The sequence below is a fragment of the Nocardia sp. NPDC058633 genome, assembly GCF_042717045.1.
In the GTDB taxonomy this organism is placed as follows: domain Bacteria; phylum Actinomycetota; class Actinomycetes; order Mycobacteriales; family Mycobacteriaceae; genus Nocardia.
The window spans coordinates 302,333-322,818 of the sequence record NZ_JBHXRA010000007.1 but is presented as its reverse complement, the minus strand read 5'-3'; the positions used below and the strand labels follow the sequence as shown (position 1 = coordinate 322,818).

19 protein-coding genes are annotated in these 20,486 nt (G+C 68.0%); 11 read left to right on the top strand and 8 right to left on the bottom strand.

Features of this window, described 5'->3' with window-relative positions:
* Positions 1–91: 91 nt before the first annotated feature.
* Complete coding sequence (gene hemE / locus ACFWUR_RS11890) at positions 92–1,147, bottom strand: uroporphyrinogen decarboxylase (RefSeq protein ID WP_378905771.1); 1,056 nt, start codon at positions 1,145–1,147, stop codon at positions 92–94.
* Between the two features lie 416 nt (positions 1,148–1,563).
* Here hemE and ACFWUR_RS11885 point away from each other — a divergent pair, with 416 nt between their 5' ends.
* The 7 genes from ACFWUR_RS11885 to ACFWUR_RS11855 all read left to right on the top strand — a co-directional run bounded on the left by ACFWUR_RS11885 (position 1,564) and on the right by ACFWUR_RS11855 (position 7,760).
* Entirely contained in the window at positions 1,564–2,115 is a 552-nt protein-coding gene (locus tag ACFWUR_RS11885) for a DUF3000 domain-containing protein (RefSeq protein ID WP_378905827.1), read from the top strand.
* Between the two features lie 22 nt (positions 2,116–2,137).
* Entirely contained in the window at positions 2,138–3,388 is a 1,251-nt protein-coding gene (locus ACFWUR_RS11880; protein WP_378905769.1) for an HRDC domain-containing protein, read from the top strand.
* A 407-nt stretch (positions 3,389–3,795) separates the two neighbouring features.
* Positions 3,796–4,353, top strand: a complete 558-nt coding sequence (locus ACFWUR_RS11875) for a DUF3558 domain-containing protein (protein WP_378905767.1) — start codon at positions 3,796–3,798, stop codon at positions 4,351–4,353.
* Positions 4,354–4,378: 25 nt separating this feature from the next.
* Positions 4,379–4,774, top strand: a complete 396-nt coding sequence (locus tag ACFWUR_RS11870; protein WP_378905765.1) for a hypothetical protein — start codon at positions 4,379–4,381, stop codon at positions 4,772–4,774.
* Positions 4,774–6,075 carry a hypothetical protein gene (locus ACFWUR_RS11865; protein ID WP_378905763.1) on the top strand — a complete coding sequence of 434 codons (1,302 nt, stop codon included), beginning with the start codon at positions 4,774–4,776 and terminating at the stop codon, positions 6,073–6,075. Before ACFWUR_RS11870 ends, ACFWUR_RS11865 begins: the two co-directional genes overlap by 1 nt.
* Entirely contained in the window at positions 6,072–6,836 is a 765-nt protein-coding gene (locus ACFWUR_RS11860; protein WP_378905760.1) for an ESX secretion-associated protein EspG, read from the top strand. The genes ACFWUR_RS11865 and ACFWUR_RS11860 overlap by 4 nt, the downstream gene beginning before the upstream one ends.
* Positions 6,837–6,920: 84 nt before the next feature.
* Complete coding sequence (locus ACFWUR_RS11855; protein WP_378905757.1) at positions 6,921–7,760, top strand: class I SAM-dependent methyltransferase; 840 nt, start codon at positions 6,921–6,923, stop codon at positions 7,758–7,760.
* A gap of 22 nt (positions 7,761–7,782) precedes the next feature.
* On the opposite strand, the gene ACFWUR_RS11850 is transcribed toward ACFWUR_RS11855, so the two are convergent.
* Both ACFWUR_RS11850 and dxs read right to left on the bottom strand, forming a co-directional pair.
* Positions 7,783–8,646, bottom strand: coding sequence for a 3-hydroxyacyl-CoA dehydrogenase NAD-binding domain-containing protein (locus ACFWUR_RS11850; protein ID WP_378905754.1), 864 nt, complete (start codon positions 8,644–8,646; stop codon positions 7,783–7,785).
* 107 nt (positions 8,647–8,753) lie between these two features.
* Positions 8,754–10,652, bottom strand: coding sequence for a 1-deoxy-D-xylulose-5-phosphate synthase (dxs, locus tag ACFWUR_RS11845; protein ID WP_378905751.1), 1,899 nt, complete (start codon positions 10,650–10,652; stop codon positions 8,754–8,756).
* 315 nt (positions 10,653–10,967) lie between these two features.
* Here dxs and glsA point away from each other — a divergent pair, with 315 nt between their 5' ends.
* Positions 10,968–12,776, top strand: a complete 1,809-nt coding sequence (gene glsA / locus ACFWUR_RS11840; protein WP_378905825.1) for a glutaminase A — start codon at positions 10,968–10,970, stop codon at positions 12,774–12,776.
* 129 nt (positions 12,777–12,905) lie between these two features.
* Positions 12,906–13,577 carry an SIMPL domain-containing protein gene (locus tag ACFWUR_RS11835; protein ID WP_378905748.1) on the top strand — a complete coding sequence of 224 codons (672 nt, stop codon included), beginning with the start codon at positions 12,906–12,908 and terminating at the stop codon, positions 13,575–13,577.
* Positions 13,578–13,596: 19 nt separating this feature from the next.
* Here the strand turns inward: ACFWUR_RS11835 and ACFWUR_RS11830 are convergent, their stop codons facing one another.
* Both ACFWUR_RS11830 and ACFWUR_RS11825 read right to left on the bottom strand, forming a co-directional pair.
* Positions 13,597–14,955 carry a class I SAM-dependent RNA methyltransferase gene (locus ACFWUR_RS11830; RefSeq protein ID WP_378905745.1) on the bottom strand — a complete coding sequence of 453 codons (1,359 nt, stop codon included), beginning with the start codon at positions 14,953–14,955 and terminating at the stop codon, positions 13,597–13,599.
* Positions 14,956–14,991: 36 nt separating this feature from the next.
* On the bottom strand, positions 14,992–16,989 hold the full coding sequence (locus tag ACFWUR_RS11825; protein WP_378905742.1) for an APC family permease: 1,998 nt from the start codon (positions 16,987–16,989) through the stop codon (positions 14,992–14,994).
* A gap of 171 nt (positions 16,990–17,160) precedes the next feature.
* On the opposite strand from ACFWUR_RS11825, the gene ACFWUR_RS11820 reads away from it, so the two are divergent.
* A complete protein-coding gene (locus tag ACFWUR_RS11820) occupies positions 17,161–17,826 on the top strand; it encodes a potassium channel family protein (protein WP_378905739.1) in 666 nt (221 codons plus the stop codon).
* Between the two features lie 5 nt (positions 17,827–17,831).
* Positions 17,832–18,503, top strand: a complete 672-nt coding sequence (locus ACFWUR_RS11815; RefSeq protein WP_378905736.1) for a potassium channel family protein — start codon at positions 17,832–17,834, stop codon at positions 18,501–18,503.
* Positions 18,504–18,507: 4 nt separating this feature from the next.
* On the opposite strand, the gene ACFWUR_RS11810 is transcribed toward ACFWUR_RS11815, so the two are convergent.
* The 3 genes from ACFWUR_RS11810 to ACFWUR_RS11800 all read right to left on the bottom strand — a co-directional run bounded on the left by ACFWUR_RS11810 (position 18,508) and on the right by ACFWUR_RS11800 (position 20,446).
* Positions 18,508–19,152 carry a sigma-70 family RNA polymerase sigma factor gene (locus tag ACFWUR_RS11810; protein WP_378905823.1) on the bottom strand — a complete coding sequence of 215 codons (645 nt, stop codon included), beginning with the start codon at positions 19,150–19,152 and terminating at the stop codon, positions 18,508–18,510.
* Positions 19,153–19,279: 127 nt separating this feature from the next.
* On the bottom strand, positions 19,280–20,035 hold the full coding sequence (locus tag ACFWUR_RS11805; protein WP_378905734.1) for a DUF3159 domain-containing protein: 756 nt from the start codon (positions 20,033–20,035) through the stop codon (positions 19,280–19,282).
* 3 nt (positions 20,036–20,038) lie between these two features.
* The gene (locus tag ACFWUR_RS11800) at positions 20,039–20,446 is read right to left on the bottom strand and encodes an OB-fold nucleic acid binding domain-containing protein (RefSeq protein WP_067458744.1); all 408 of its coding nucleotides are present in this window, start codon (positions 20,444–20,446) and stop codon (positions 20,039–20,041) included.
* Positions 20,447–20,486 lie beyond the last annotated feature (40 nt).

The following is a 20,486-nucleotide window of genomic DNA, read 5'->3' as shown; positions in this document are numbered from 1 at the left end:
GTTGGGGGCTGGCGGCGCTCCCCCAACAAACCCCCGCCTACCCAGTCTAAAATCCCCCGGCGCGGGGGTTTTGTGTGCGCTCAGCGCGGTCCTACAGCGAGTGCACCAACTCGACCAGCGCGGTCAACACGCCAGGATCGGTATCGGGCAGCACCCCGTGCCCCAGATTGAAGATGTGCCCGGACGCGCCGAGGGTGATCGCCTCGTCCGCTTCGCGCACGATCCGGCGCGTCTCGGCCTCGACCGCGTCGAAGCCGGCGAACAGGATCGCGGGATCGAGGTTGCCCTGCAACCCTTTTCCGGCGCCGACTCGACGCACCGCATCGGTGAGCGGTACTCGCCAGTCCACCCCGACCACGTCCGCACCGGCCTCGCCCATGGCACCGAGCAGTTCGCCCGTGCCGACGCCGAAGTGAATGCGCGGCACCCCCGCCGAGGCGACTTCGGCGAACACCCGCTCCGAATGCGGCAGCACGTACTCGCGGTAGTCGGCCAGCGACAGCGCGCCCGCCCACGAGTCGAACAGCTGCACCGCGTCGACGCCGGCCGACAACTGGGCCTGCAGGAAGGCGATCGTGATGTCGGTGAGCGCGCCGAGCAGCGCGTGCCAGGTCTTCGGGTCGGCGTGCATCATCGCCTTGGTGCGCTCGTGCTGCTTGCTCGGCCCGCCTTCCACCAGGTAGGAGGCGAGGGTGAACGGGGCGCCCGCGAAGCCGATGAGCGGGGTGTCGCCGAGCGCGGCGGTGAGCAGCCGTACGCCTTCGGTGACCGCGCCGACCTCTTCGGCCCGCAGTCGCGGCAGGGCGCGTACGTCAGCTTCGGTGCGCACCGGCGAGGCGATGACGGGGCCGACGCCGGGCACGATGTCGAGGTCGATGCCCGCGGCCTTGAGCGGAACGACGATGTCGGAGAACAGGATCGCCGCGTCGACATCGTGGCGGCGGATCGGCTGCATGGTGATCTCACACACCAGCTCCGGGTCGAAGCACGACTCGAGCATGCCGATGCCCTTGCGCAGTTCGCGGTACTCCGGCAGCGACCGGCCGGCCTGACGCATGAACCACACCGGGCGCCTGGTCGGCGTCGCGCCGGTGGCGGCGGCCAGGAAAGGGGCATCGGTCAACCGGCGGCGGGTGTAAGTGCTCATCGTCGTTCATCCTAAGCGTCGAGCCCGGGCGATCCTCACGCCCATCCGAGTGTGGGACCGACAACACATCCGGCCAGCTGATGGCCTCGCGAGTCAGGCCGACTCCACCCCCACACAGCGGTAAGCAGTCCCGGCCACGACGAACTCGTTCCGATCCACCGCACTCGGGCAGGTTCGCCGCCGTCCCGGCTCCGCCGAATGGCCCTTCGTCGCATATCGCGCATCACACCCGCACCGAGAATGCACCCTGCGCAACACGACCCGCACGCAACGCGCACGGCGGCGCGCCTCCGACGGCGCCGGGCACCCACCGTCTACCGTTCCTCCTCGTGACACCGCTCGACATCCGCGACGGCGCCGCACCGACCGGGGGAACGCCCCGCGAGCCTGCTTCTTTTCGGGCGGCGGTCGATGCGATGGGCACCGCAACAGTGCACCCACGAATCGAGCTGGCGCCTATCCGTCCCCCGCAACGGTTGGCGCCGTTCTCCTATGCGCTCGGAGCGGAGGTCATCCACCCCGACAGTCCGGTGGTGCCCCTCGACTCCGAGGGCGACGCGTTCGGCAGGCTGATCCTGCTACACGACCCCGACGGCGACGAGGCATGGAACGGCGTGTTCCGGCTCGTCGCCTACATCCAGGCCGACATCGACGCCGCTCTCGCCGCCGACCCGCTCTTACCCGAGGTCGCGTGGAGCTGGCTGGTCGACTCCCTGGAATCGCGCGGGGAACCGTTCACCGCCCTTGGCGGCACGGTCACCGCGACCAGCTCGGTCCGCTACGGCGACATCGCCGGCCCGCCCCGCGCCCACCAGCTGGAATTGCGCGCCTCGTGGACGGCGACGACCACCGAGATGCGACGACATGTGGAAGCGTTCTGCGAAGTCCTGGCCTTTGCCGCCGGGTTGCCGCCCGCCGGGGTCACCCATTTACGACCGGAGTCCTATACCCGCACCGATCACCCTTGATCGCCACGTAGAGTTCACGTTTATGTCGGTCGCCGAGGAACCCACCGCAGCAGAGCCCCTGCTCGTCCCTGCCGAGGGCGTTCCACCTGTGTTGGCGACCGCCGACGAGGTCGCCGCGGCCGCCAAATCCATCGCCGCGGGCACCGGTCCCCTGGCTGTCGACGCCGAACGCGCGTCCGGCTTCCGCTATTCGGCCCGCGCGTATCTGATCCAGTTGCGCCGCGAGGGCGCGGGCTCGTTCCTCATCGACCCCATCCCCGTCACCGACGGCCTGACTCCCTTGGCCGAGGCGATCAACGACCTCGAATGGGTCCTGCACTCCGCCGATCAGGACCTGCCCGGTCTCGCCGAGTTGGGCCTGCGTCCCGCCCGCCTGTTCGACACCGAACTCGGCGGTCGCATCGCCGGCTACGAACGCGTCGGCCTGGCCGCGATGGTCGAGAACCTCCTCGGTCGAACGTTGCGCAAGGGCCACGGTGCCGCCGACTGGTCGAGCCGGCCGCTGCCCGACGAATGGCTCAACTACGCCGCCCTGGACGTGGAACTACTACTCGAACTGCGCGACACCGTCGCCGCCGACCTCACCGCACAGGGCAAATTCGACTGGGCCGCAGAGGAATTCGAGCACGTCCGCACCATGGACCCGCCCTCGCCGAAGGCCGACCGTTGGCGGCGCACCTCCGGCATCCACACCCTGCGCCGCACCCGCCAACTGGCGATCGTGCGCGAACTGTGGACCACCCGCGACGAACTCGCCCGCGCCCGTGACGTAGCCCCGTCCCGGATCCTGCCCGACTCGGCCATCACCGCCGCGGCCACCGGTGAACCTCGCACCATCGCCCAACTGCGCACCCTGCCCGTCTTCGGCGGCCCCCGCCAACGCCGCTACTCCCGCGACTGGCTCGCGGCCATCGAACGCGGCCGCACCCTGCCCGACAAACAACTACCCCCGCTGACCCTGCCCTTCGACGGCCCGCCCCCCGTCAACCGCTGGGAACGGCGCGACCCTGTCGCCGCCGCACGCCTCACGACCGCCCGCACCGCGATGGGCGAACTCTCCACCGAACACTCCGTCCCGGTCGAGAACCTGCTCTCCCCCGATCTGGTCCGCCGGCTCTGCTGGGACGGACTGCCCGACTACAAGAATGTCGGCACTTTCGAAGAGTTGTCCGCCGCGATCGAGGCTTTCCTCCTCGCCGGTGGCGCACGCGACTGGCAACGCGCTCTTGCGGTCCCCGCGCTGACCAAGGCGTTGACGCCCGCAGCCGACTAGCTCGAGCGACTGGACGCCGGGTCTGCGATTGCGGAGACACCCGGCGAAAAATGCACCGTCACGCACCCTGTTGCGCCTTGCTCACGGCCCGACCGCCCGAGTCCGACCATAGTTCGGATGGGCCCCCACGAAGGACTGGCTTGCGCCCTTCCGAAGATCGGTCCGATGCGGGGAGCTCGGCGCTACCAGCTCCAGAGGTGCCCTGATCTGCGCGAGTTCCGCTGCGACAGAGCATGTTGCGGCCCGACCGGCTTCTGGCGTGTGTCAGCGGTGGTTGAATCGATCCAGCGGTGTCGTAGGCTGTGCGGAACGACGGGGTGGCCGGGTGCGGGGAGCATTCGGGGCGGCCGTGGGGTTGGTGCGGGCTCGTCAAGCTGGTGTGGCTCGGTGATCGGGGAAGACGGAGGATGCTCGTGCGGCAACGGTCTGTGGTGGTGGGTGCGGTGTTGTGCGGGGTGCTTGCGATGGCGGGGTGTTCCAGCACCGAACGTGGGAATGCGCAGCCGAGTGCGACTACCGATCAGGCAGCGGCTACTGCGGCCCTGTGGGATCCATGCACCCAGATTCCGGATTCGACATTGACGAACTTGGGTCTGGATGTGGCGTCGAAGCGGTCCGGAATCCTCGGGGCAGAAGAGCCCGGATGGAAGATCTGCGGGTGGGAAGACGCCGAGTTCCCCCCGAACTACGGTGTCGGTGCGTACTCGACGATCCACTCCATCGAGGAGATCCGAGCGAAGCCCACCAATATCGCGTTTGCGGACGTCGTAGTCGCAGGTCGTAGCGGCGTGCAGTATCGCCAAACCCACAACGATGCGAATGAGGAATGCTCCCTCGCATTTCCGACCGCGAGCGGGTTTGCGCAAATCGACTTGCTCAACATCAGTACGAAGTCGAAGTCGATGCCGCCCTGTGAGCGCCTGCAACCTATCGCTGAAGCAATCGTTCCTCTGTTTCCCAAGTAAAGCGTCTGAAAGATTAGGGGGCGCGGTGGCTCCAACAGATGAGAAGTCCCGCTGGCAATACTTGAACGAGGAGGCGAAGGCCGGTCGCCTCTACTTGGATCCGTCGGTGGCCACAAGCTGTCGGGATGCAAGCAATAACCAAATTGCGCTCTTCATCCAACTCAAGAACGATCTGCAACGCCTGTCGGCTGTGACCGGCCTCGGACGGTTCACCGCCGCCGACGAGCTCGCGAAGATGCTCGGTATGAAAGCTATTGGCGGAGAACGAGATTTCAATACAGCTTTCGAGGAACACATCGCAGTGCTCGAGCTCATTCGCGACACCATCGAGATCTCGGTGAAGAAGTACGAAGACCAGCAAGTAGCCCAGGTGCAAGCAACGAACGCGCTGGGCGACAACCTCACCGATGGTGGTGCGTAGTGTCGTTCCTAGATGCCGTGACCAGGGGCACCATCAATGCCATACCAGGAGGCAACGCCTACCTCACGTTGAAGGACTACGCCGACGGCAGTAAGCCGACCCGGTCTTCGGACGAGAGCCCCGAAGCATCCGTGGCGCGGAATCGGTTGGCGGAGTTGACGAACACGTTCGACGGCGGATACCAGAATCCGCAGGTTGTCTCCTATGACGAACCGAGCCAGATGTCGGACCTGTACGAGCGGGTCTCCGCGATGTCCATGGCCGACGTGAACACTTTGCACACCCGGTGGGAAACCCTGCGCAACAAGCTCGACGAGGGTTTCAAGACCTACGATGCCGAGATCGGCAAAGCGATCGCCGAGAAGTGGACCGGCAACGCGGGAGCCAGCGCCGGTGCGGGAATCGCAGAGTATGTCGAGAAGTCGAGCAGCCTGCTGGCGTCGGCGCAGATGATGGCCGAGAAGGTGAAGCTGGTCGAGTCGGCCATGCAGATCACCAAGGATCGGGTCAAGCCGCACGAAGGGTCCACGATCAGCGGGATCGCGAGCTATATCCCCGGACCCACCTGGAAAATGGACAGCCACAACTCCGACACGGCGAAAGCCGAAGGGGCGGAGGTGGTCAAGGGCGTGTACTACAAGGCGATCGGTGAGGCCGACAGCAACGTCCCGCTGGTGCCCCAGCCGTACAACCCCCTCGACACGGGTTCGAAGCCGGGCGATGACAACGGCAACCAGGGCGACACCACGGGCACGAAGCCGACCACACAGCAGCCCTCCACCGAACAACCCACTACCGAACAGCCGACCACCGAACAACCCACCACCGAACAACCCACCACCGAGCAGCCGACGACGGAGAACCCGTCCGACGACGAGGCCGGTGACGACACCACACCGTCGAGCACGGAGCCGGCCGCGACGACACCGCAGTCCACCGTGCCGGCGGGCACCACTCCCGGGTCGACGACACCGTTGGGGACCGGTGGCTCTCCGGGCGGCGGTTCGCCCGGTGCGAGCACACCCGGATCCGGTGTTCCGGGAGCGGCCGTTCCGGGCACGCCGGGCGGCGCTGCCGCCGGGAAAACGGGCGCGGGCGTGAGCAGCGCCGGTTCGGGTGCGGCGGGTCGAGGGATGTCGGGCATGGGCGGGATGGGTGCCGGTGGCGGTCGCGGGAAGGGCGAGGACGAGAAGGAATCCGGGACGAAGGACTATCTGATCACTCAGGAGAACGGTGACGAACTCACAGGGCTCGGCGCGGATCAGCGAGTCAAGACGGTGCCGCCGGTGATCGGCGAATGAGCCTGGGACAGTGGCAGTTCAGCGCGCTCGGGTTCACGGTGCTGTGGCGGGCCGCGGATCGGGACGTGTTGCCCTATCCCCTGCAGACGCAGTCGGATGCGGTGACCGTCGACGACTACGACCGGCTGTGGCAGGACGAGGCGCAGCGCATTCTGCCGATGTTCGACCACGCTCTGGAGGCGGCGTTGCAGATTCTGCTCGAGCCGGAAGCGCGGTTCGAGCTGGCCGGGTACGGCGACGGCGAGAAATTGCGGTCGTTCGCGTCGGTGCGGGGGCAGCAGGCGGTGCTGGTGGAACAGCAGCGGGTGCCGCTCGACCGCGACGGTGGTGACATCCGGATGAGCATGCTCGAGATCGAGCAACTGCCCGACAAGCTGCTTGCCCGGCTGCCGAAAACGGGGGCGGCAGGCGGGGCAGTGTTCACGATGAACAGCAACGATCTCGACGAGGAGCCGCCCTACGATCCGTGGGCAGCCGACCGGCGCACTCCGCAGCAGAAGGCGGACGATTTCTTCGGACGGACCCGGTCGACGCTGGTGTACGTGGCGGGCTACCCCGGGGCGGCGGCGGACAACCGACCGCAACCAGGTCAGGGCTTCCACGTGATGGATTTCCCGGACGGGCGCTATCTGGTCACCGAGCGGGGCTCGATGATCGAGGCGCGACCAGGGGATGCCGGCGACACGCGAGGGGCGTTGGTGCGGTTGATGAAATCGGCGATCGCGATCTATCGCGAGAACAACGAGCCCGCGTACCGATAGGACGGCGAATAATCGGTCGACCCGACGTGCGCCCGACGCTAGCGTCGATCCTCGTCAGCGCCTCCGCCGCCGAAAGGTCACACCGTGCTCGAAGCAGAAGCGATCGCCGCCAACCGTGCGAACTGGGATGACCGGGCCGACGTGCACGCGCGTTCGCAGATGTACGACGTCGATGCCTTTCTCGCCGATCCGGACGACATCTCCTCGGTGGTGCGCAACGATCTCGCGGTGCTCGCGCCGCACCTTCCGGAATCAGGGATCCGGGGGCTGTCGCTGTTGCATCTGCAGTGTCATATCGGGACCGACACGGTGTCATGGGCGCGGTTGGGGGCGATCGAGGTGCACGGCCTCGACCTGTCGCCGAACTCGCTGCGGCACGCGGCGCGGATCGCCGAGGCCGACGGCCGCGACGTCACCTGGGTCGAGGGAGACGCACGGTTCGCCTCGACGCTGGTCGACCGCCGCTTCGACACCGTCGTGACCAGTGCGGGGACCATCGTCTGGTTGCCGGAACTCACCGCGTGGGCGCGGTCGATTCATGATCTGCTCGAACCGGGCGGGGTGTTCGTGATCCGCGACGACCATCCGATTCTGGGCGCGATGGGGTTTCGACCGTGGGAGATCGACGACGATTATCTCGGCGGTGGCGGCACCCGGACCTACTCGGACGCGGGGACCTACACCGAGGAATCGGACGGACAGATCGCCCACACCGCCAATCACGAGTGGCGCCACGATCTGGGAGAGATCGTCGCAGCGCTGCTGGGTGCCGGGCTCGTCGTCGAAGCGTTGACGGAGCTGCCGTATATGGATTGGCCCGCGTTCGCCGAGCTCGTGCCCTGCGAGCAGGGGTGGATGTTGCCGGACGGCGCACCGCGCATTCCGTTGAACTTCGCGGTGGTCGCACGGCGGCCTCGCATCTGAGCGAACTCGCGCCGAGAACGTCTCAGGAGTCCTCGCCGAGGGCGTGCAGGATCTTGCGGGTTTTGTCGTCGCGGGCCGTGACGCCCTGCTCGTACTTCTGTTCACCGGTGCCGTAGGCGGCGTCGACTTCCTGGACGACCATGCCCATCTTCGAGGAGTCCGGGGCACCGATGTCGAAGGTCATCTGTGAGCCGACGTTTTCCATCAGGTGCCGGATGCCCGCGGGGCCGCCGCCGAGGTTCATGCCCTCGAACGGGCCGACGGTGGCCCACCGCAGGCCGAGCGAGGCTTTGACCAGGTCGTCGAGGTCTTCCGCGGCGATGATGCCCTGTTGCACCAGGTAGATCGCTTGGTCGTTGAAGACTTTCTGCAGGCGGTTGCCGACGAACCCGGGGATCTCACGCTTCAACCGGATCGGGGTCTTACCCAGGTCGCGGTAGACCTCCATCGCCCGGTCCATCGCCGCGTCGCAGGTCTGCTCGCCGGGGACGACCTCGACGAGGGGCATCAGGTCCGCCGGGTTGAACGGGTGGCCGATCAGGATGCGGTCCGCCGCGGGGCTGCCGTGGGCGATCGCGCTCGGCAGCAGCGAGGACGAGGAGGAGGCGAGCACAACATCGTCGCCGGTGGCCGCGGCCAGTTCGGCGAAGAGCCGGTGCTTGAACTCGAGCCGCTCCGGGCCCGCCTCCTGCACGTAGTCGGCACCCTCGGCCGCCGCACCCGCCTGGGCGTAGGCGGTCACCGACAGACCCGACAGGTCATCGTGCACGATCTGCTCGAGGTCGGGGCGCGGATCAGCCAGCGCGACAGCCCAACCGCCCCGGGCGAACAGCTTCGCCCAGCCGACACCGATCACACCGGCACCGACGATCGCCACCCTCGCCATGTGCTCTCCTACCGATCCGACATCCCTAGTAGACCGTTCGGCAGCGAGGGTACGCGGCGCCTGAGCGGGGTGGCATCCGACACGCGGCAGGTCCTATCCGGCCCTGATCAGCGCGATTGCAGCCAGCCGCCGATCCGCTGGGCGATGGCGTCGGGCGTGAGGCCGAGTTCTTCGAGGATCTCGTTGCGCGAGGCGTGGTCCAGGAACTGTTGGGGCACACCGAGATCGCGGGTGGGCACGTCCAGGCCCGCGTCGCGCAGGCGCGCGGAGACGGTGGAGCCGATGCCGCCGTGCAGGCCGCCGTCTTCGACGGTGACGACCAGGCGGTAGTTCTCGGCGAGCTTGACCAGGGTGTCGGAGACCGGGATAACCCAGCGCGGGTCGACGACGGTCACCGAAATGCCCTGGGGGGCCAGGAGTTCGGCGACCTTCATGGCGGTGTCGGCGAAGGGGCCGACGGCGACGATCAGCACATCGCCGTGCTGGGACTGCGCCGAACCCGCACCGGGGACGGCCAGTCGCAGCACATCCAAGCCGTCCAGACGTTCCACCGCCGTGATGTCTTCGGCGACACTGCCTTTCGGGAATCGCAGCACGGTCGGGCCGTCGGAGACAGCGAGCGCCTCGGCCAGTTCCTCCCGCAGGGTGGCGCCGTCGCGGGGGGCGGCGACACGGATACCGGGGATGATGCCGAGCAGCGAGAAGTCCCACATGCCGTTGTGGCTGGCGCCGTCGGGGCCGGTGACGCCCGCGCGGTCGAGCACCACCGTGACGGGCTGCTTCAACAGCGCCACATCCATCAGCAGCTGGTCGAAAGCGCGATTGAGGAAGGTGGCGTAGATGGCGATCACCGGGTGCAGGCCGCCCAGTGCCAGACCCGCGGCCGAGGCCATGCCGTGCTGCTCGGCGATGCCGACATCGAACATGCGCTCGGGGAATCGTTCACCGAACGCGGCCAGGCCGGTGGGGCCCGGCATGGCGGCGGTGATGGCGACGATGTCCTCACGGCGCGAGCCGTGTTCGATGAGCTCCTCGGAGAACACCGCGGTCCAGCCCTTGGCCTTCTTGCCCGCCAGCGGGCGGCCGGTGAGCGGGTCGATCGGGTCGCAGGCGTGCATCTGATCGGCGACGTGGTTCTCGGCGTGCTCGTAGCCGTTGCCCTTGCGGGTGACCACGTGCACGACGACCGGACCACCGAAGTCCTTGGCGCGCCGCATCGCCGCCTCGAGCGCGACGAGATCGTGGCCGTCGACCGGGCCCACGTACTTCATGCCCAGATCGGAGAACAGCTCCTGCGGGCTCACCGCGTCCTTGATCCCCGCCTTGAGCGCGTGGACCATCGAATACGCCGAATCCCCTACGGCAGGAATGCTTTTCAAAATGCGTTTCCCGGCGACGAGCGCGTGCTCGTAAGCGGGCTGAGTGCGCAGGGCGGTCAGCCGGTCGGCGAGTCCACCGATGGTGGGGGCATAGGAACGGCCGTTGTCGTTGACCACCACCACCACCGGGCGGTCGGGCGCGCCGGCGATGTTGTTGAGCGCCTCCCAGCACATACCGCCGGTGAGCGCGCCGTCACCGACGACCGCGACCACGGTGCGGTCCTGGTCGGTGAGCGCGAACGCCTTGGCCAGGCCGTCGGCGTAGGACAGCGCGGCCGAGGCGTGCGAGGACTCGACCCAGTCGTGTTCGCTCTCGGCGCGGCTCGGGTAGCCCGACAGGCCGTCGCGGCTGCGCAGCGAATCGAAGCGATCCTTGCGGCCGGTGAGGATCTTGTGCACGTAGGCCTGGTGGCCGGTGTCGAAGATCAGCGGGTCGGCCGGGGAATCGAAAATCCGGTGTAGAGCGATGGTCAGCTCGACCACCCCTAGATTGGGGCCGAGATGGCCTCCGGTGGCGGCGACCTTCTGCACCAGGAACTCGCGGATCTCGTCCGCCAGTTCCCGCAGTTGCGGCACGCTCAGCCGGCGCAGATCTTCGGGTGAATCCACCCGCGACAGCACTCCCACCTGAACTCGCTCCCTCCGGACTACATTGTGATCAGCCCAGTGTATTTGCCCGCGTGACGGGCACAGGCTCGCGGGCCCTTCCCAGCATGGGCCCGGCGAGGTCGTCGGTCGCGACGACGATACCGCCGCATGCCCGCTGAACAGCAAGCGCGAGCGGAAATCGGGTTCTACCAAGGCTTACCTCACCGCGTGACCGGCTGTGAGGACAATCTCCCGCGCGCCCCCGCCCGGCCCGGCGCCGACGCGACCTACAGTGACGCTGTGACCCGACCGCACGACGCGACGCGCACGATCGACCCGGGTGTGGTGGCGGGCATGCTCGACGAGGTGTACGCGGCCTGTCGCCACGACACCTCCGGCGCACCCGCCGACTACATCCCCGAGCTCGCCGCGGTCGCACCGGATTCGTTCGGGTTGTGCCTGGCCACCGCCGACGGTCTGATCTACGAGGTCGGCGACACCGACACCGTGTTCACCATCCAGTCGATCTCCAAGCCGTTCACCTACGCGCTCGCCCTGGTCGACCGCGGGCTCGACGGAGTGGCCGCGCACATCGACGTGGAGCCGTCGGGCGAGCCGTTCAACGAGATCAGCCTCGAACCGCAGACCCAGCGCCCGAGCAACCCGATGATCAACTCCGGGGCCATCACCGCGGCCTCGCTGATCAACGGCCGCGACGCCGCCGACAAGTTCGAGCGGGTCCGTCGCTGCTATTCCCGCTTCGCCGGGCGTGAACTGACGATGAACGAGGCGGTCTACGAATCCGAGGCTCGCACCGGGTACCGCAACCGGGCGATCGGGTACATGCTGCGCTCGGTCGGCATCATCGACGTCGACCCGGACGACGCGGTCGATCGGTACTTCCGGCAGTGCTCGATCGAGATCACCTGCGCCGACCTGGCCGCCATGGCGGCGACACTCGCCGACAACGGGATCAATCCGAAAACGCGGGAACGAGCGCTGTCGACCGCGCTGACCGAGCGAGTGCTCAGCGTGATGACCACCTGCGGCATGTACAACGCGGCCGGTGACTGGGTGACCACGGTCGGGCTGCCCGCCAAGAGCGGGGTCGGCGGCGGGATCATCGCGGTGCTGCCCGGTCAGCTCGGGATCTCGGTGTACTCACCGCGACTGGACGGGCAGGGCAACAGCGTGCGGGGGGTCGCCGCGTGCCGGGAGCTGTCGCGGCGGCTGGAGTTGCATTTCTGTCACGTGACCCGATCGGCGCGCACCGCGATCCGGGCCGACTACTCGGTGGCGCAACTGCCGTCGCGGTTGCGCCGCACCCCCGAGGACGCCGCGGTGCTGGCCTCGCACGGCGGTCGCGCGCGGGTCTACGAACTGCACGGCGACCTGTTGTTCGCCGGTGCCGAGCGGGCGGTTCGGGCGATCGAGGGCAATGTCGACGAGCTCGACGCGCTGGTGATCGACCTGCGCCGGGTCGGTGAGGTGAGCCAGGTGGCCCGCGGCATGGTCGAACAGTTGCAGGCCGAGCTCGTGCGCCGGGGCAGCCGGGTGGCGCTGGTCGATCCCGACGGCAAACTCGGGCACGAGGTGTCGAGCCTGGATCCCGACGATCCGCGCGGGCGAGTGTTCATCGACCGCGACACCGCGACCGAATGGTGCGAGGACATCGTGCTCGACCGGCATCGACCGCCGGGGACGAGCGCTTGCGCGTCGATCGACCTCGACGAGCATCCGCTGCTGGTGGGCCTCGACCCCGTCGACCGGGACCGGCTGTGCGCGGAGTTCGTCGGGCGCACGTTCGCCCGGGGCGAGGTGATCGCCGAGCGCGGTGAACCACGGTCCGGGCTGTATCTGATTCTCGACGGGCGGGTGCGGGCCACGTTTCCCGGCACCGACGGGCGGGTGCACCGGTTGGTGACGCTGTCGTCGGGGATGTCGTTCGGCGAGATCCCGATGTTGATCGGTGAGCGGTTCGTCAACGACATCGTGGCCGAGACCGGGGTCCGGGTGGCGGTGATGAGCCCGGTGGTGTTCGACGATCTCGCCGAGCAGCACCCGCAACTGAAACTCGCTCTGCTACAAAGACTCGCGGCCGGGGCATACGCGCAGATGGAAGCCGCGGTCCGCACAGTATCGGCGAACTCCGAGAACTACTGACCATCTCCGAACGCAGCGGTACGAACGGTATCGGGCGACCTTCGACAACTACCGACCCGTGCGACGGAACTCGGGCCGCGCGCGAGACGTTGAGCAGCACAGCAGCCTTCGACCGACAGGAGTACCGCGGTGAGCAAGAAATCCTGGCAGGCGAGCACGACGACCTTCGGACGTGGGGTGGTGCGCGCGGTCCCCGATCTGATCCGGGTGACGTTGTCGGTCGAATCGCGGGCCGACACCGTGGCCGCCGCCTACGGGCGTGCCGGTGACCGGGTGAGCGCGGTCGTCGCGGCGCTGCGGACCGCCGGGGTGAGCGATGCGGATATGGCGACCAGCGGTTTGAGTGTGCGCACCGAAACCGTCTACACCGACAACGGCCGCACCGAGATCGTCGGGTATCTGGCCTCCACCGGCCTGAGTGTGTCGCTGCGCGAGGGCACCGGCACCGAGCCCGCCGAAACGGTCGCCGCCGCGGTGAACGCCGGCGGCGACGACGTACGCCTCGGCGGCCTCACCCGCGCCGTCGCGGACCCGGCACCGCTGCTCGAACAGGCCCGCGACGCGGCCTTCGACGACGCGAAAGCGAAGGCCGAGCAGTACGCGGCCCGTGCCGGGGTGAGCCTGGGTGCGGTCCTGCAGATCACCGAGGACACCTCTCCCCCTACGAGCCGGGCCTACGACATCAGCGCGGAGATGGACTCGTCGCCCATGCTGATGGCCCGCGCCAGCTCCCCTGTTCCCGTAGTGCCCGGCGAATCCGAGGTGGGCGCAAGCGTCCGAGTGACGTGGGCGCTCGGCTGACCGGGCACTGTCGAGCACCTCACCGGTCGAGCAATGCCACACACTCGACGTGGTGCGTACCCGGGAAAGCGTCGAACGCCCGCAACTCCGCCAAGCGGTAACCCGCGTCCAGATACAAGCCCACATCACGACCGAAAGCCGCCGGATCACAACCGATGTGGACGATACGGCGAGGATCCGCGTCGGCGACAGCACCGACGACATCCTTGCCGGCACCGGCGCGCGGCGGATCGAGAACCACGACGTCCGGTGTAGCGGAGGCACTGCGAGCCCACCGCTCCACCCGATCATTGCGCAATTCCAGCCACGGCAGGTCACCCAGCGCAGCCGTGCCGTCGACGATCGCCGAGCGAGCCGATTCCACTCCGACCACCGACCCCGTCTGCCCTGTCTGTTCGGCAAGTCGCGCCGCGAAGACACCGACACCCGCGTAGAGATCCCAGCCGGAACCACCGGGAGCGAGACCCGACCAATCGGCGATCAGATCCGAATAGCATTGCGCCGCACCGCGATGCGCCTGCCAGAACCCCGTCGCCGACAGTTCCCACCGACGCCCCGCCACGTACTCCACCACGCGACCCGAGCCTTCGACCACGCACTCCTCGCGAGGCGCGTTCATGGCCGACTTCCGCGAAGCCGCCCGGTCGCGGATCGCCCCACGTTCGTCGCCCGCGGGCGGCGCCGACTCACGGCGACGCCCCGGCCGCTGACCACGACCGCGGCTCGCGCCACGCGGGGTCTCAGGGCGACCGGAGGGGCCCGCTGCGGGAGTCTCGGCCAGTTCCACGACGTGGCGCACACCGTCACCGTCGATCGCGACGACCAGATCGGCGCCCGGTGTCCACAGTCGATCGGCGATACCGTCGAGCGCACCGGCGACAGGCTGCGGGCACCGCAGATCCGCGATCACCTCGGTGCTGCGGTAGCGGTGCACACCGGCACGCCCCGCACCGTCCACGACCAGTCGCACCCGCGTGCGCCACCCGCCGGTGACCTCGCCGGAGTCGCCGGCGATCGGTTCGACCGTCACCTCGCGTTCGATCTTGGCCAACCGGCGCAGCTGTTCCTCGACCACCGCGGCCTTGAGCGCGCGCTGCGCCGCGGGGGTGGCGAAGGAGAAATCGCAGCACCCTGCACCGCCCGGCCCCGAGACCGGACAGGTCGCGGGCACCCGGTCGGGCGAGGCCTCGATGATCTCGATCGCGTCGGCACGGCAGAACGAACCGCCACGGTCCTCGGTCACCCGCGCCCGTACCAGCTCACCCGGCAGCCCGTGCCGCACGAACACGACGCGCCCCTCGTGGCGCCCGACGATGAAACCACCGTGCCCGGGCGCCCCGAGACGCACCTCGAATTCCTGTCCGCTCCAATCACTCACGGTCACACCCACTCTCACCCTCGACCGGCGCGCCGCTCATTCGCGACGTCCTGGTCGTTCGAAACCTCGGCGCACCGAACCCGGTGCGTTCACTTCGGCCGCTTGCTTGGCCCTGGTGGAGGAACTGAGCTGCCACGGCACGCTCGTCACCATCACACCCGGCTCGAACAGCAGCCTGCCCTTCAGCCGCAGCGCGGACTGGTTGTGCAGCACCTGCTCCCACCAGTGTCCGACCACGTACTCGGGGATGAACACGGTGACCACGTCGCGCGGCGCGTCCTTGCGTACCCGCTTGACGTAGTCGAGCACCGGCTTGGTGATCTCGCGGTAGGGCGATTCGATCACCTTCAGCAGCACGTTGATCTCGCTGTTCTCCCATTCACGCACCAGCTTGCGGGTGTCGGCGTCGTCGACATTGACCGTCACCGCCTCCAGCGTGTCCGGGCGGGTCGCACGCGCGAAGGCCAGCGCACGCCGCGTCGGCAGGTGCAGCTTGGAGACCAGCACGATGGAATGGGTGCGGCTGGGCAGCACCCCGTCCCAATCGGATTCGTCCAGTTCGCGCGAGACCGACTCGTAGTGCTTGTGGATCAGTTTCATCACGACGAAGATCGCCACCATCACGATGATCGCGATGTAGGCGCCCGCGAAGAACTTGGTGACCAGCACGATCACCAGCACGGCGCCGGTCGCGGTGAGGCCGATCGCGTTGATCACCCTCGACCGCATCATCTGTCGACGCTGCGTCGGGTCGGTCTCGGTGCGTAGCAACCGCGTCCAGTGCCGCAGCATGCCGGTCTGGCTCAGCACGAACGAGACGAACACGCCCACGATGTAGAGCTGGATGAGCTTGGTCACCTCGGCGCCGAAGAGCACCACGAACGCGATCGCCGCGCCCGACAGGAACAGGATGCCGTTGGAGAACGCGAGCCGGTCGCCGCGAGTGTGCAGCTGACGAGGCAGGTAGCGGTCCTGGGCCAGGATCGAACCGAGTACGGGGAACCCGTTGAACGCGGTGTTGGCGGCCAGCACCAGGATCAGCGCGGTGACGAGGGTGATGAAGAAGAAGCCGATCGGGAAGCCGTGGAACACCGCCTCGGCGATCTGCGCGATCAGCGTCTTCTGGTGGTAGTCGGCGGGCGCGCCGACCAGATTCGCCGGGTCGTGGGCATAGACGACACGAATCTTCTGGGCCAGGATGATGATGCCCATCAGCAGCACGATCGCGATGGTGCCCAGCAGCAGCAGGGTGGTCGCCGCGTTGCGCGACTTGGGCTTACGGAACGCGGGCACGCCGTTGCTGATAGCCTCGACACCGGTCAGCGCCGCACAGCCGGAGGAGAAGGCGCGCGCGATCAGGAAGGCGAACGCCAGGCCGTAGAGGTGCTCGTCTTCGGCGTTGAGCCCGAAACCGGCGGACTCTGCCTGGATGTCCTCGCCCATCACATAGGTGCGAAACAGGCCCCAGACCAGCATCGCGACCATGCCGAGAATGAAGGCGTAGGTCGGAATCGCGAAGGCGGTACCGGATTCGCGCACACCACGCAGATTGATCGCGGTCAGGATCGCGATCGCCACCACCGCGAACAACACCTTGTGCGTGGCGACGAACGGAATGGCCGAGCCGATGTTCGACGCCGCCGAGGAGATCGACACCGCGACGGTGAGCACATAGTCGACCAGCAGCGCGCTGCCGACCGTCAACCCAGCGTTGGGTCCGATGTTCTTGGTGGCGACCTCGTAATCACCGCCACCGGAGGGATAGGCGTGCACGTTCTGCCGGTAGCTGGCGACAACCACCGCCATCACCAAGGCGACAGCCACGCCGACCCACGGCGCGTACACATAGGCCGAGATGCCCGCCGCCGACAGCACCAGGAAGATCTCCTCCGGGGCATACGCCACCGACGACATCGCGTCGGAGGCGAAGACCGGAAGAGCGATACGCTTGGGCAACAACGTGTGGCCGAGCGAATCGCTACGGAACGGCCTGCCCAGCAGCACACGCTTGGCTGCCGTCGTCATCTTGGACACCGGGCTGAGCATAGAGCAGTTCACCAGCGCCTTCGCGCGCACGTTCGTCGGCTCCACGGCGGTGTCGGGATTGTTTGCCCCGCGTCGACGCGGGGAAAATGGGCGATGGGAGCATCCGGCGGGTACGGTCCTTGCCGGACGCCACGGGTAGGCCAGGAACGAGGGTGCACGGTGTACGTAGTGATCATGGGGTGCGGGCGGGTCGGCTCGTCACTGGCGCGTGCGCTGACCCGGGTGGGTCACGAGGTCACGGTCATCGACCGCGATCCCTCCGCGTTCCGCCGCCTCGGTGAGGGCTTCACCGGACAGCAGGTGATCGGCGTCGGATTCGACCGTGAGGTGCTGACCCGCGCGGGAATCGAGCGCGCCGACGCGTTCGCCGCGGTGAGCTCCGGTGACAACTCCAACATCATCTCGGCCAGGGTGGCCAGGGAGATGTTCGGCGTCGAACGTGTCGTCGCTCGCATCTACGACGCCAAGCGCGCCGAAGTGTACGAACGGCTCGGCATCCCGACCATCGCGACCGTGCCGTGGACCACCGACCGGTTCCTGCGCACCCTCATCGGCGACAACTCGACCACCACCTGGCGCGACCCCACCGGTGCGGTCGCGGTGACCCAGCTGACCCTGCACGAGGACTGGTCCGGACGCACCGTGCGCGATCTGGAACGCGATCTGAAGGTGCGAGTGGCGTTCGTCCTGCGCTTCGGCCAGGGCCTGCTTCCCGAATCCAAGACCATCGTCCAGGCCGACGATGTCGTCTATGTCGCGGCCACGTCCGGCACTGTCGGCGAGGCGATCGCCCTGGCCGCCAAGGCCCCACTGAGCGAGGACTGAACATCATGAAGGTCGCCATCGCCGGAGCGGGCGCGGTCGGGCGCTCGATCGCCAGGGAACTGCTGCGCGGCGGGCATCGCGTGATGCTGCTCGAACGCCAGCTCGACCACATCGACCCCGCCGCCATTCCCGACGCCGTGTGGGTGCACGCCGACGCCTGCGAGCTGTCGCTGCTGGAGAACGCCGACCTCGAGACCTACGAGGTGGTCATCGCGGCCACCGGTGACGACAAGGCGAATCTGGTCCACGCCCTGCTCGCCAAGACAGAGTTCGGCGTGCGCCGGGTGGTGGCGCGGGTCAACGATCCACGCAACGAATGGCTGTTCAACGAGTCGTGGGGCGTCGATGTCGCGGTGTCGACCCCGCGGCTGCTCGCCTCGCTCGTCGAGGAGGCCGTGTCGGTCGGTGATCTGGTGCGACTGATGACGCTGCGCCAGGGGCAGGCCAATCTGGTCGAGATCACCCTGCCCGCCGATACCCAGCTGGCGGGCAAGCCGGTGCGCACGCTGTCGATGCCGCGCGATACGGCACTGGTGACGATCCTGCGCGGCGGCCGGGTGATCGTGCCCCAACCCGACGATCCGTTCGAGGGCGACGACGAACTGTTGTTCGTCACCTCGGTCGAGGCCGAAGAGGATCTGCGGCTGACCCTGGCGACGCACGGCGTGCGACCGTAAGCCCTTACGCCACCTTCAGTTCCGCGCGCAGCTTGTTGAGCGCGCGATGCTGCATCACCCGGACCACGCCCGGGCTGGTGCCGATGGCTTCGGCGGTCTGCGCCGCACTCCAGCCGAGCACGATCCGCATCACCAGCACCTCGCGGTGATTCGGCGCGAGCACCTTCATCAGTTCGTGGGTGGCGGCGCGGCGTTCGAAGGCCAGTACCCAATCCTCCGGGCCCGCAGAGGTACTCGCGGTGTCGGGGAGCTCGGCCGTGGGGTAGGCGGTGTGCTTGCCGCGACGGAAGGCGTCGGACACCTTGTTGGCGGCGATGCCGTAGACGAAGGCCAGAAACGACTTGCCCTGATCGCGGTAGCGCGGAATCGCGGTGACCGTGGCGATCAGGACCTCCTGGGTGACATCGTCGGCGGTGACCGTGAGATGGCCGGTGGCGCCCATGCGCGCCGAGCAGTAGCGGCGCACCAGCGGGTGCACCAACCGCAGGATCTCGGCGACGGCGTCGCGGTCACCGCGCGCGGCCGGGCCGATCAGGGCGTCGAGTTCGGCGCCGATGCGCTTGCTCTCCGACAGCACCGGCGCCGGGGTCTTGGACGCTTCGCGGCGGGCTGTGGTGGCCGGTCGCTCATTTCGGTGCTCGGTTGCCATCATGGTCGCCGGTCCTCTCACGATCATCGCGTATTTTTCCTACGCATTGATCGTGCGACGAACGGCCGGTCGCAACCAGGCACCCCAGGGTGGGTACTTGCCCACCTCCGGCGGCGCGCCACCCACCCTATGCGGGCACGGATTCCGTTCCGGCCCCGGACTTGTCGGACTTGTCGGACTTGTCGACGGGCAGATGCCCCGCGCGGCGCACCGCCCACACGGTGACGACCAGGGCGACCGCGGTGAGCGGCCACCCCATACCGATCCGCGCCACCGCCAGCCAGGTGGTGTGGTCGGTGTCGTAGAGCTGCGACTGCACGAGGTAGCGGGCGCCGAAGACGACCACCCAGACGACGGTGGCCAGATCGTAGAGCTTGCGGATGCGCTTGTCGGTCCGCCAGCGATGGCCGTGACCGTTGAGCGCACCCCAGATCACCCCCACCAGCGGTCTGCGCACCAGGATCGACAGCGCGAACACGCCCGCGTACACCAGGCTGGTGTAGATGCCGAACAGGAAGAAGCCCTTGGCCTCACCCACCCGCGCGGCGATGAGCGCGCACAGGCCGACACCGAAGAAACCGGAGATCGCCGGCTGGATGGGGCTGTGCTGCACGAGCCGCCAGACGAGGATGGCCGCGGCGACGCCGAGGGCGGCCCAGATGGCCACGGTGAGGCCCGCGACGGTGTTCACCGGAACGAACACCAGGACGGGGAGGGTGGAATAGATCAGGCCGCTGAGACCGCCGAGCTGTTCGAGCAAGGTCTGTTCGGCCTTGTCGACCTCGGCATCGACCTGCGGGTCGACCGTGTCATCGGTGACCACGGGCAACGCCACGGTGGCTTCGGGGTCCGCGGCAGTGCGGTACTCGTCGCTGGAGGGCATACGTCAGCTGTTCCCGCGCAATTCGTAGTAGGGGTTGAAGATCACTTTGCGGCCGTCGCGGTCGCCCACCCGGCCACGGACCAGAATGCGCCTGCCCGGTTCGATACCGGGAATGCGCCTGCGCCCGATCCACACCAGGGTGATGGCGTCGGTGCCGTCGAAGAACTCGGCCTGCACGGTGGCGCCTGCCGCCTTCGGACACGCCTCGACACTGCGGAGCCTACCCAGAATCGTCGCCTCTTCGCCGCGACAGCAATCCTTCGCGCGCCGGGCACCGGAGGCGTCGGCCGTCTCCGCCAATTCCTCGGCGTCGAGCTGATCGATATCGGCGGTGAGTCGGCGGCCGAGTCGTCGAAAATATCCTGAATCCGGGCCCGATCCCGACTTGTGTCCGCCCGTGGATGACGACATGGCACGCTTCTCCCGCTAGTTGGCCGTACACCGCCACTGT